This window comes from Pilimelia anulata (assembly GCF_014647895.1).
In the GTDB taxonomy this organism is placed as follows: domain Bacteria; phylum Actinomycetota; class Actinomycetes; order Mycobacteriales; family Micromonosporaceae; genus Pilimelia; species Pilimelia anulata.
In genome coordinates, this window is the sequence record NZ_BMQB01000004.1 from 1 (window position 1) to 12144 (window position 12144).

At 73.6% G+C, this 12144-nt stretch carries 10 protein-coding genes; 6 read left to right on the forward strand and 4 right to left on the reverse strand.

Annotated elements, in window-relative coordinates:
* Positions 1-323 precede the first annotated feature (323 nt).
* Positions 324-1076: a class I SAM-dependent methyltransferase gene (locus tag IEY94_RS10150; RefSeq protein WP_189169874.1), complete on the forward strand. Its 753-nt coding sequence runs from the start codon at positions 324-326 to the stop codon at positions 1074-1076.
* Positions 1077-1177: 101 nt separating this feature from the next.
* Positions 1178-2623: an MFS transporter gene (locus IEY94_RS10155; protein WP_229783498.1), complete on the forward strand. Its 1446-nt coding sequence runs from the start codon at positions 1178-1180 to the stop codon at positions 2621-2623.
* 144 nt (positions 2624-2767) lie between these two features.
* Here IEY94_RS10155 and IEY94_RS10160 read toward each other — a convergent pair whose 3' ends face one another.
* Positions 2768-3343: an RICIN domain-containing protein gene (locus tag IEY94_RS10160; protein WP_189169875.1), complete on the reverse strand. Its 576-nt coding sequence runs from the start codon at positions 3341-3343 to the stop codon at positions 2768-2770.
* 645 nt (positions 3344-3988) lie between these two features.
* Here IEY94_RS10160 and IEY94_RS10165 point away from each other — a divergent pair.
* From IEY94_RS10165 to IEY94_RS10180, 4 genes are all read left to right on the forward strand, one after another.
* Entirely contained in the window at positions 3989-6421 is a 2433-nt protein-coding gene (locus IEY94_RS10165; RefSeq protein WP_189170226.1) for a ribonucleoside-diphosphate reductase subunit alpha, read from the forward strand.
* A 65-nt stretch (positions 6422-6486) separates the two neighbouring features.
* Complete coding sequence (locus IEY94_RS10170; protein ID WP_373291266.1) at positions 6487-7482, forward strand: ribonucleotide-diphosphate reductase subunit beta; 996 nt, start codon at positions 6487-6489, stop codon at positions 7480-7482.
* Positions 7483-7898: 416 nt separating this feature from the next.
* Positions 7899-8711, forward strand: coding sequence for a hypothetical protein (locus tag IEY94_RS10175; protein ID WP_189169877.1), 813 nt, complete (start codon positions 7899-7901; stop codon positions 8709-8711).
* 109 nt (positions 8712-8820) lie between these two features.
* Entirely contained in the window at positions 8821-9183 is a 363-nt protein-coding gene (locus IEY94_RS10180; RefSeq protein ID WP_189169878.1) for a hypothetical protein, read from the forward strand.
* A gap of 82 nt (positions 9184-9265) precedes the next feature.
* Here IEY94_RS10180 and IEY94_RS10185 read toward each other — a convergent pair whose 3' ends face one another.
* The 3 genes from IEY94_RS10185 to IEY94_RS10195 all read right to left on the reverse strand — a co-directional run bounded on the left by IEY94_RS10185 (position 9266) and on the right by IEY94_RS10195 (position 12062).
* On the reverse strand, positions 9266-10198 hold the full coding sequence (locus IEY94_RS10185; protein WP_189170227.1) for a phosphotransferase family protein: 933 nt from the start codon (positions 10196-10198) through the stop codon (positions 9266-9268).
* Between the two features lie 102 nt (positions 10199-10300).
* Positions 10301-10648, reverse strand: a complete 348-nt coding sequence (locus IEY94_RS10190) for a hypothetical protein (protein ID WP_189169879.1) — start codon at positions 10646-10648, stop codon at positions 10301-10303.
* 10 nt (positions 10649-10658) lie between these two features.
* Positions 10659-12062: a ferredoxin reductase family protein gene (locus IEY94_RS10195; RefSeq protein ID WP_189169880.1), complete on the reverse strand. Its 1404-nt coding sequence runs from the start codon at positions 12060-12062 to the stop codon at positions 10659-10661.
* Positions 12063-12144: the final 82 nt, after the last annotated feature.

A 12144-nucleotide genomic window follows, 5' to 3' on the forward strand; every position in this document is an offset into this window, starting at 1 on the left:
GTCGGGAGTATGCGTACTACGACCCGATCGACACGCTGCCGGAGTCCGGCCAGCGCTGGTGGGCGGCCGAGCACGGAGCCACCATCCCGAACCCGCGGGTGGCGGAGTAGGGATGGCACCCGGTCGGTCCGCGGCCCGGTGGGGGGCGCGCGGGAGCGGTGTTTTGGGGACCCGCTCGTAGCCGACAGCCGGCCCGGACGGAGTCCGGGCCGGTATCGAGGGCGGGTCGCCGAGTGGGCGGCCCGCCCTTCGCCATGCCGCCCTACCGCCAGGGTAACGGGCTGGACTAGGCTCGGCTCATTACCCGACGGGAGGGCGGCGAGATGCTGGACGCGAGCGCGGCGCGGGCCTGGGTGGCCCGGTGGGACCGCCAGCAGGAGCGGTACCTGGCGGACCGCGAGGAGCGGTTCACCGTCATCGGCGACGTGGTCACCGCGGCGCTGGCCGACCGGCCCGCCCCGCGCATCCTGGACGTCGCCTGCGGGCCCGGTTCGCTCGCCGCCCGGCTGGCCCGCCGGCTGCCCGCGGCCGAGCTGGTCGGGTTGGACGCCGACCCCGTCCTGCTGGCCCTGGCCGGGGCGGCGTACCCGGCGGCGGCCCGGTTCGCGCACGCCGACCTGCGCGCGGCCGACTGGCCCGAGCGGGCGGGCGTCGCGGGCCCGCTGGACGCCGCCGTCTCCACCACCGCGCTGCACTGGCTGAGCGAGGCCGACCTGGGCGCGCTGTACCGGCGGCTGGGCGCGTTGATCCGGCCCGGCGGGGTGCTGGTCAACGCCGACCACCTGTACGACGACCAGCCCGGCGTGCGCGCGCTCGGCCGGGTCGTGCGCAAGGCCCGGGCCGCGCGTGCCGGGGTCGAGGACAACGAGGACTGGGACGCCTGGTGGGCGGCCGTCGAGGCGGCCCCGGAGCTGGCCGAGCCGGTGGCGCGGCGGCGGGCCAGCGGCTACGCCCACTCCGACGAGGCCGACCTGAGCGCCGACACGCACGCCCGGCTGCTGCGCGCGGCGGGCTTCGCGGAGGTCGGCGTGGTGTGGCGGTCCGGCGACGACACGGTGCTGGTCGCGCTGCGCTGACCGGGTCCGCGGGCCCGCCCGCCGGGCGTGTCGTGCACGGGGAGCACGGGTACTCGCGGGCATGAGCCTCAATGCGTACGCTGAGTGCGGGGGTGATTACCATGACGCCCATCCGTAGCCTGATCCCGGCCCGCCTGGACCGGTTGAACTGGGCCCCGTTCCACACTCGAATGGTGCTCGCGCTGGGCACCGCCTGGATCCTCGACGGCATCGAGATCACGATCGCCAGCGCGGCGACCGCCGTCCTCACCGATGACGCGACCCTCGGCCTGACCGTGGGCGAGGTGTCCGCGATCGCCACCGTGTACCTGCTGGGGCAGGTGTTCGGGGCGCTGTTCTTCGGCCGGCTCGCCGACGCGCTCGGCCGGCGCAAGCTGTTCATCATCACCCTGGGCGTGTACCTCGCCGGCAACGCGCTCACCGCCCTCACCTGGGGCAGCGGCGCCGGGGCGCTGATCTTCCTGTACCTGACCCGGTTCATCGCGGGGGCCGGCATCGGCGGCGAGTACGCCGCCATCAACGCCGCGATCGACGAGATGATGCCGGCCAAGTACCGCGGCCGGGTCGACATCGCCGTCAACGGCACCTACTGGGCCGGCGCGATCATCGGCACGCTCGGCACGTTCATCCTGCTCAACCAGGTCTCGCTGGACCTCGGCTGGCGGATCGGCTTCCTGCTCGGCCCGGTGCTGGGCGCCTGCATCTGGGGCATGCGCCGGCACCTGCCGGAGAGTCCACGGTGGTTGATCGTCCGCGGCCGGGAGGCCGAGGCGGAGGCCAACATCGCCCGGATCGAGGCCGAGGTGCGGGTCAGCGGCCAGGTGCTCGCCGACGTGCCGGACAGCGAGGCGATCGAGGTCCGGCCCAGCCAGCGGCACGGGTACCTGTCGCTGCTGCGGGTCCTGTTCGCCCGGTACCCGCAGCGGTCGGTGCTCAGCGCCACGCTGATGATCACGCAGTCGTTCCTGTACAACGCGATCTTCTTCACGTACGCACTGGTGCTCACCAAGTTCTACGGCGTGGCCGCCGCGGACGCGCCGCTGTACCTGATCGCCTTCGGCGTCGGCAACCTCGCCGGGCCGCTGCTCATCGGCCGCTACTTCGACACCTGGGGCCGGCGAAAGATGATCTCCGGCACGTACATCCTGTCCGGGCTGCTGCTGGCGGTGACCGCCGTCCTGTTCGACGCGGGCGCGCTGACCGCGACCACGCAGACGCTGGCCTGGTGCGTGATCTTCTTCTTCGCCTCGGCGGGGGCCAGCTCGGCGTACCTGACGGTCAGCGAGATCTTCCCGCTCGAGGTGCGCGGCCAGGCCATCGCCGTGTTCTTCGCCATCGCCCAGTGCTTCGGCGCGATCGGCCCGATCTTCTACGGCCACCTGATCGGCGAGGGCGAGGACCCGTCCCGGCTGTTCGTCGGGTACCTCGTCGGCGCCGGCGTGATGGTCGTCGGCGGGGTCGTCGAGTGGCTGCTCGGGGTCGACGCCGAGCAGCGCTCGCTGGAGGATGTCGCGCCGCCGCTGTCGATCGTGGAGCGGCCGGGCTGACCGGCCCCGGCCGTCCCGTCGCCGCCGGCCGGCCGGGGGGCCGTGCCGCCGGCTCCGGCCGGATCGTGCTCGATCGGTGCCGCGGGCCCACGCCGGATTGCCGACGTGGGCCCGCTCCCGGCGGCGGTCACCCGCCGCGGCGGGTCAGCGCTTGGTCCACTTCTGGTTGAGCCAGCCATTGCAGTCCCAGATCTGGACCCTGCTGCCGTTGTGGGTGCCGCCGGCGATGTCGAGGTCGAGGCAGCGGTTGTCGTGCCGGCTGACGACCGAGCCGTCGCCGTTGAACGTCCACTTCTGGTTGAGCCAGCCGTTGCAGTCCCAGAGCTGCACCTTGCTGCCGTTGTGGGTGCCGCCGGCGATGTCGAGGTCGAGGCAGCGGTTGTCGTGCCGGCTGACGACCGAGCCGTCGCCGTTGAACGTCCAGGACTGGTTCGCCCAGCCGTTGCACTGCCAGCCCTGCACCTTGGTCCCGTTGTGGGTGGCCGAGGACACATCGGCGTCCATACAGCGGTCGTCGTGCCGGCTGACGAGGGTGGCGGCGCGTTTGTCGCTCGCGGCCCTGCCGGTGGCGGCCTTGTCCGTTGCGGTCCGGTCGGGTGTGCTCGCGGCCCGGTCGGGCGCGGGGGCGGCGGTGGCCGCGGTCGCGGGGGCGGCGAGGGTGGCGGCCGTGAGCAGGCCGGCGGCGGCGCAGCGCGCGGCCGGGCCGATCAGGTGACGCATGCGGAGACCTCCCAGTGAGGGTGCCGCCCGCGGGGCGGCAGGGTGGGATCGGGCAGCCCTGACGGACAGTGCACAGTGGACGACCCGCGGTCATGCTATGGAGGCGCGTCGGCGCGCAGGGGCGTCCGCGCGCCGTTTCGAGGAGTGCTGGCATTCGGCGATGTCCGACAGATGCCGACGGGTCCGACCGGCCCCGATCGGCGCCCCCGCGGGCCGCCCGGCGGCGGCGTGTCGCACCGGTGAACGGGGTGTGTCGGCACGCCCCGTGGGCGGCTTCGCACAGGGCGTACCGGGGCCGGGAAAAGGCCGGACATCATGCCAGATCGCGGTGCCCCGCGCGGCCTCGACCCCCGATCGGTGCGGAGGAAATCACGACACGCCGACACGACATGTGGGGTTGTACTTTGCGGGCGGCACCCAGATATGGTGTTCGCACGACCGAACCGCCGTACTGACGCGGGGACGGCGAGGCATCACCGTGCGTGGTCGGACATGGGATCGACGCGGGCGGCGAGACGGCGGGTAATCCGGGGCACGACGCAGGTCGGACGGCGCGAGAGGCAGCGCCGCCCGCCGCTGACGCGCGCCCGGAACCGGCCGCGGGCAGAGGCTGAGTACGAGGAGGCAGGGTTGACGGTCACCGACATGCGTACGGCGGTCCGGGCGGCGGGCACCGGGGTGCCCGGCCAGACCCGCTCGGCGGGCGACGCCCCCGCCGAGGGGATCCTGGCGGCCGTCCGGGAGCTGGCCGCCGACCTGGCCGATGTGGAGCCCGAGCGGGTCGTCGCCAAGGCGCTCGCCGGCCTGCCGGCCGGCGCCGACCGGGCCGAGCTGGACCGGCTGCTCATCCACACCAGCGCCGAGCTGATCGGCGAGGAGCCGCAGTACTCCCGGCTCGCCGCCCGGCTGCTCGCCGCCGCCATCGACGGCGAGGTCGGCGCGCAGGGCGTGGCCAGCTTCAGCGAGTCGGTGGCCCTGGGCCACGCCGAGGGCCTGATCGGCGACGCGGCGCTGGAGTTCGTCACCCGGCACGCCGCCCGGCTGGACGCCGCGGTCGACCCGGACCGCAGCCGGCGGTTCGAGTACTTCGGCCTGCGCACGGTCTACGACCGGTACCTGCTGCGCCACCCCGAGTCGCGCAAGGTCACCGAGACCCCGCAGTACTGGCTGCTCCGGGTCGCCTGCGGCCTGTCCCGCACCCCGGACGAGGCCATCGGCTTCTACCGGCTCATGTCGTCGCTGGCCTACCTGCCGTCGTCGCCGACGCTGTTCAACTCCGGCACCCGGCACACCCAGATGTCGTCCTGCTACCTGGTCGACTCGCCGCGCGACGAGCTGGGCTCGATCTACGAGCGGTACGCCCAGGTCGCCCAGCTCTCGAAGTTCGCCGGCGGCATCGGCATCTCCTGGTCCCGGGTGCGCTCGCGCGGCGCGCTGATCCGCGGTACCAACGGCCACTCCAACGGCATCGTGCCCTGGCTGCGCACGCTGGACGCCAGCGTCGCCGCGGTCAACCAGGGCGGCCGGCGCAAGGGCGCGGCCTGCGTGTACCTGGAGCCGTGGCACCCCGACATCGAGGAGTTCCTCCAGCTCCGCGACAACACCGGCGAGGACGCCCGGCGCACCCACAACCTCAACCTGGCCAACTGGATCCCGGACGAGTTCATGCGCCGGGTCGACGCCGACGGGGTGTGGTCGCTGATCGACCCCAACGAGATGCCCGAGCTGGTCGACCTGTGGGGCGACGAGTTCGACGCCGCCTACCGGGCCGCCGAGGCCGCCGGCCGGTACGTCCGGCAGGTCAGGGCCCGCGACCTGTACGGCAAGATGATGCGCACGCTGGCCCAGACCGGCAACGGCTGGATGACGTTCAAGGACGCCGCCAACCGCACCTGCAACCAGACCGCCGGCGGCGACGTCGTGCACCTGTCGAACCTGTGCACCGAGATCATCGAGGTGTCCAGCGACGGCGAGACCGCCGTCTGCAACCTCGGTTCGGTCAACCTGGCCCGGCACCTGGACGCGGCCGGCGAGGTCGACTGGGCGAAGCTGCGGGCAACCGTCCGGACGGCGATCACGTTCCTGGACCGGGTCATCGACATCAACTACTACCCGAGCCCGCAGGCGGCGGCGTCGAACCCGCGCTGGCGCCCGGTCGGCCTCGGCCTGATGGGCCTGCAGGACGTCTTCTTCGCCCACAAGCTGCCGTTCGACTCGCCGGCGGCGCTGGAGCTGTCCACCCGGATCTCCGAGGAGATCTACCTGACGGCGCTGGAGACCTCCTGCGACCTGGCCAAGGAGTACGGGCCGCACCCGGCGTACCCGCAGACCCGGGCCGCGCAGGGGCAGCTCCAGCCCGACCTGTGGGGCGTCAGCGGGGCGCAGGCCGACCGCTGGGCGGCGCTGCGCGAGCGGGTCGAGGCGCACGGGCTGCGCAACTCGCTGCTCATCGCCATCGCCCCGACCGCCACGATCGCCTCCATCGCCGGCTGCTACGAGTGCATCGAGCCGCAGGTCAGCAACCTGTTCAAGCGGGAGACGCTGTCCGGCGAGTTCCTCCAGATCAACAACGCGCTGGTGCAGACGCTCAAGGCCCGCGGTCTGTGGACGGCCGAGGTGCGCGAGGAGATCAAGCGGTCCGAGGGCTCGGTGCAGGGCGTCGCCGCGCTGCCCGCCGACGTCCGCGAGCTGTTCCGTACCGCGTGGGAGCTGCCGCAGCGGGCGCTGATCGACCTGGCGGCGGCGCGGTCGCCGTACATCGACCAGTCGCAGTCGCTGAACCTGTTCCTCGCCTCGCCGACCATCGGCAAGCTGTCGTCGATGTACCGGTACGCCTGGGCGTCCGGCCTCAAGACCACCTACTACCTGCGGTCCCGCCCGGCGACGCGGATCCAGCAGGCCACCGTCAGCGTGGCCGGGCAGCTCTCGCTGAACGGCACCAGCCACGGCCTCGGCGGCGACCCCGCCATCCCGAGCCTGGCGGGCGACGACGCCGCCCTCATCCCGGCCGCCGCCGTCGACGCCGACGCGGTCGCCTGCTCCCTGGAGAACCCCGAATCCTGCGAGGCATGCCAGTGACCACGACCACCACCTCCGCGCCGGTACCCAACCCGCGCAGCGCCGCGTCGGGCGGGGCCAAGCAGATGCTGCTCGACCCCGGCCTGGACCTGACCCTGCGGCCGATGCGGTACCCGCACTTCTTCGACCGGTACCGGGACGCGATCAAGAACACCTGGACCGTCGAGGAGGTCGACCTCCACTCCGACCTCGCCGACCTGGCCAAGCTCACCCCGGCCGAGCAGCACATGGTCAGCCGGCTGGTCGCGTTCTTCGCCACCGGCGACACGATCGTCGCCAACAACCTGGTGCTGAACCTGTACCAGCACATCAACTCCCCGGAGGCGCGGCTGTACCTGTCGCGGCAGCTCTTCGAGGAGGCGGTGCACGTCCAGTTCTACCTCAACCTGCTGGACACGTACGTGCCCGGTGACGAGGACCGGGCGGCGGCATTCTCGGCCATCGAGAACATCCCGTCGATCCGGCGCAAGGGCGAGTTCTGCTTCAAGTGGATCGACAAGGTGTTCGACCTGCGCGAGCTGCGCTCGGCCGACGACCGGCGCAAGTTCCTGCTCAACCTGATCTGCTTCGCCGCCTGCATCGAGGGCCTGTTCTTCTACGGCGCCTTCGCCTACGTGTACTTCCTGCGCTCGCGCGGGCTGCTGCACGGGCTCGCCTCCGGCACCAACTGGGTGTTCCGCGACGAGTCGATGCACATGGCGTTCGCGTTCGACGTGGTGGAGCAGGTCCGGCGGGAGGAGCCGGAGCTGTTCGACGAGGAGATGGCCGAGCAGGTGCGGGCGATGCTGCGCGAGGCCGTCGAGTGCGAGACCCAGTTCGCCGAGGACCTGCTGGAGACCGGCGTCTCCGGGCTGCCGCTGGCGGACATGCGGCAGTACCTGGAGCACGTCGCGGACCGCCGGCTGACCCAGCTCGGCCTGGACCCGATCTACGGCTCGGCGAACCCGTTCGCGTTCATGGAGCTGCAGGACGTGCAGGAGCTGAGCAACTTCTTCGAGCGCCGGGTCTCGTCGTACCAGGTGGGGGTGACCGGCTCGGTCACCTTCGACGACGACTTCTGACCGACGGCATCGGGACGGGCGGCGCGGGCCTTCGGCCCCGCCGCCCGCTTTCGTTCCGGCCCACCCTCGGCCCGGTCCCGCCGCGGGGCGGGGGTCAGGTCGGGTGCCAGCCCGCGGCGCGCAGGGCCGCCGCCGGGTCGGCGGCCACCTCGGCCGGGCGGCGAGCACGCCCCGGATCGCCGTACCGGTCCCATTCGAAACACCCCCGGCGACCGGGTGGGGGTGGCCGGGGGAGTGGGTGCATTCGTGGTGCCGGGAGCGCCGCGGATGCACCCGCTCCGCTCCCGGCCGCGCCGGGGAAGTGGGCGAAAACGCCCACGGGGAAGGGGTCGGGTCAGGGACCATCGGGAGGTCCTCAACCCGGGGGCCGGGCGACCGAAGGGGGTGCTGGTTGTCATCCGTCCCGAGGAGCCCCCGTGCGTCGTCGTCTTCTGTCCGGCCTGCTCGTCGGAGCGCTCGCCGGGAGCTTCTGCGTGGCCGCCCCGGCCGCCGCCGCCGGCAGCGGTCCGAGCCTGGTCCTGCCGATCCTCGCCTCGATGCTGCCCGGCCAGCAGGGCTGGCTGAGCGCGCTGTGGATCAGCTCCGGCGACATCTGCAACGTCAAGATCACCGCGAGCGGCGGGAGCAGCCTCGGGGTGGACTACCCGACGAACACGGACACGTTCACGTCGTTCTACATCAACTCCGCGCTGGCCCACGGGAACATGGACTACAGCGCGATCAAGTTCGACATCCCGGACAACGCCCTGCTGGCGCAGATCGTCACGCTGAAGGTGTCCTGGGTCCAGATGAAGAACGACTCGTTCAAGAAGACCGACGACCTGCGGACGAAGAAGTTCACCTGCACCGGTACGGCCGACAGCGACACCGTGCTGGCCACGATCCCGATCGGCCTGAACCTCGGCGCCGCCGCGACGCAGGAGACCACGACCGCCTCGATCGCCCGCGGCACGCCGGCCTGGGTGAAGCTGACGTACTCCGGCACCAAGCCGGGCCTGGCGAACTTCCGGGTCAAGCTCACCCCGCCCACCGGCCTGACCGTGGCCTACCCGGGCGGCGCCACGTCGGCCGGGTTGAACGACAACACCGCGCTGCCGGTCGGCGGCGAGGACTACGCCTCGGTGTACCTGGACGCGAGCAAGCTCGCCGCCGGCGTGCACAAGATCCCGGTCTCGGCGACCTGGACCGGCGGGTCGCTGGCCGGCAACCTGTCCCTGACCGTCACCTGAGCCCCGACGGTCACCTGAGCCCTGACGGTCACCTGAGCCCTGACGGTCACCTGAGCCCTGACCGTCACCTGAGCCCGGGCCGCGCCGCCGCGGGCCCCGCGGAGGACGCATGAACCGCCGTACCCTCGCCGTGGTCCTCGGGGCCGTCGTCCTGGCCGGCATCGCCGGCACGGCCAGCGCCATGCTGATCGGCGACGACCCCGAACCGGCGCCGCCGAGCGTCGAGCAGGTGTTCCTGGAGGAGACCGCGCGGCACCTGTGCGCGGTGCAGTCCCGGGTGTACCCGGACCCGTCCGCGCTGGCCAGCGCGCACCGGTCGCAGCCGAGCTACGCGGCGGTGCCGGCGCCGTCGGTGTCCCCGCTGCGGGCGAAGCTGGACAGCGACCCGGCGTTCGCGGCCCGGCTCGCCGACGAGCTGCGCCGGAGCTGCCGCCCGGCCACCCCGACCGCCGGCCCCGGCCCCACCGGCTGACCCGCCGCCCGCGTCGCCCGGCCGAAACCGCGGCGGCGCCGGGAACCGCCGGCCGCGGCCGGCGGGCCGGCGGCGGGGCGGGTCAGGACAGGGGGAACAGGTCCGCGGCCGCGGCGGTCAGCGTCGGCGGCATCGCCGGCAGGTGGGTCAGCCAGGCCGGCAGGTTGCTGTAGTAGTGCAGCAGCGACCAGGCCAGCAGCCGCGCGCTGAGCGCGGGGTTCAGCTCGGTGTCCGAGTACCCGTACGCGCACAGCAGCCGGCGCAGGAACCGGGCGTCGCCGCGCGCCGTGAACACCCCGACGCCGACGAACTCGTACTCGGCGTCCCCGCGCATCGCCGGCTCGAAGTCGAACAGGCCGGTGAACCGCCAGCCGCGGCTGTCCCGGTCCACCAGCAGGTGCTCGGCCATGATCTCGGTGTGCAGCAGGACCGGGTCCCGGGTCGGCGGGCGCAGCGCGGCCAGCGCGTCCGGGATCTCCTCGGCCAGCGCGGGCGCCAGCCCGAGCGCGCGCTGCCGCGGCGCGCAGGCCGCCCGCTGCCCGGCCATGAACTCGGCCCAGTCGGTCGGCCACCAGCCGTCGATGTCCGGCAGCGGCAGCGAGTGCAGCACGCCGAGGGCGAGGCCGAGCTGGTCGGCGAGCCGGTCCCGGTCGCCGGGGCCGAGGTGCGGCCAGACGCTCGCCAGCGGCGTGCCGGGCAGCCGGCGCATGAGGACGTACCCCCAGCCGTCGTGCTCGCCGGCCGCGTACAGCTCGGGGGTCGGGATGGGCAGGTTGCCGGCCACGGCGGCGAGCACGCCGGCCTCGACCGGGTACTCGTCGCGGTGCACCTGGGGGAAGAGTTTGAGCACCCGGTCGCCCGCGGCGTACACGGGCAGCGAGCCGGTCGGGTACCGGGTGAGGTCCGCGGTGTCGACGCCGAGGCGCCGGAGCAGCCGGGCGACGCCGGGGCGGAGGGCGTCCTCGTCGTCGCAGATCTCGTCGAACGCGTCCTCGGTGTGAGCTTCGGGCAGCATCGTCACGGCTCCACGGTAGAGCGTCCCCCGATCGCGCTGCGTGACGCACTGCGGGTGTCCGATCCCGCGCAAATCAACCATCCCGACGCGGAGCATCGACGATCAGTTGCCATCCGGCAATCGACCCGGCCGCGTCTTCCCACCGGACCCGCCGTCGCCCTTCCCCTTGCCGCCCTTGCCCTTGCCGCCGCGACCCTCGTCGCCGTCGCCGTCGCCGTCGCCGCCGTCGCCGTCGTCCGCGTCGGTGGCGGCAGCGTCGTCGGGTTCGGCCGGCGAGCCGACCAGGCCGCTGGCCGGGGGGCGGGTCGGGCCGCCGCCGCCCGCCGGGGCCGTGGCCGGCGGGCGCCTCGGCCCGTCCGGTACCGCGGGCGTCTCGATGTGGGCGCGCAGGAAGGTCAGCAGGCCCGTACCGGCGACCAGTCCGATCGCGGCGGCGGTGGCGCGGCGCATCCCGTCCCCCTCACAGCTCGAAGGCGTCGACGTGGATCTGCCGGCGCGGCACCGAGAGCCGGCGGAGCTGGCTGTGCAGCATGCCGAGCAGGCCGGGCGGGCCGCACAGGTAGACGTCCCGCTCGGCGATGTCCGGCACCATCGCGGCCAGGCCGGCGGGGGACAGGGCCGCCCGCGGGCCGGCGTCGTACCGGTCGCCCACCACGTAGTGCACCCGGAGCTGCCGGCGGGCGGCCATCGCGTCCAGCTCGTCGGCCAGCGGCAGCTCGTCCGGGCCGTGCGCGCGGTAGATCACGACGACGTCGGCGGGCAGGGTGTCCAGCAGCGCGCGGACCGGCGCGATGCCGCTGCCGCCGGCGATCAGCAGCGCCTTGCCCCGGGTGCGCCACCGGGCGGTGAACGTGCCGGACGGGTTCGTGGCGATCACCGGCGTGTGCGGACGCAGCGTGCGCAGCAGCCGGGTGTAGTCGCCGCCGGTGTGCACGGTCAGCCGCAGCTCGCCCTCGCGCGGCGCGGCCGACAGCGAGAACGGGTGCGCCTGCCCCCACAGCAGCGGCGTCATGAACCGCCAGGTCAGGTGCTGGCCGGGCTCGATCCGCAGCTTGCGGTGGTGCCGGGCGGCCAGGTAGATCGAGTACACGTCGGCGGACTCGCGGACCAGCGCGGTCACCACGAACCGGTGCCGCAGGTTGAACAGCACCGGCCCGAGCAGCCGGCCCCAGAGCAGGGCGGCGCCGACGGCGGCGTACAGCAGGATCCAGTACGTGCGGGCGACCGGCTCGGCCAGGTCCGGCCCCTCGGTGAACTGGTGGGCGATGCCCAGCAGCAGCACGGCGTACGTGATGCCGTGCAGCAGCCGCCAGTGCTCGTACCGCATCCGCCGGCGCACGGACCGGACGGCCAGCAGCGCCGCCAGCACCAGCAGCCCGGCCGCGATCGTGGCCTGCACCAGCTCGGGCGTACCGGTCATCGTGCCCCACATGACCGGCAGCAGCGGCTGGCCGCGCCGGTTGGCGAAGCCCAGCGACAGCAGGGTGACGTGCGCGACCACCGCGGCCAGTACGGCCGGGCCGAGGTACCGGTGCCAGCGGACCAGCCCCGCGGCGCCCACGGACCGCTCCAGCCAGCCGAGCCGGCTGACGAGGGTGACCTGGGCGAGCATCAGGTACCCGGCGACCAGCCCGACGACCTTGCCGAGCTGGATGAGCTGCACGCCCGGTACCGCCAGCGACGCCGCCGGGGTGCGGAACGCCCACAGCGCCACGGTCCCGGCCAGCAGCACCCAGAACGCCAGCGCCACCAGCAGCCGGTCGCCGACCGCCCGGTCGGCGGGGGGCGCGTGCCGGTCCGCCGCCCAGCGGTGGGCGCCCCGGGTCGGCAGGAGCGGGAAGGGCCGGGGGAGCGCGCTGGCCATGGTCACCTCATTGAGAATCGTCTACGTACCGTGGTCGTACGACTCCGCCCGGGCGCCCCGCGGTTCCGCCGTGTTGCGGAAT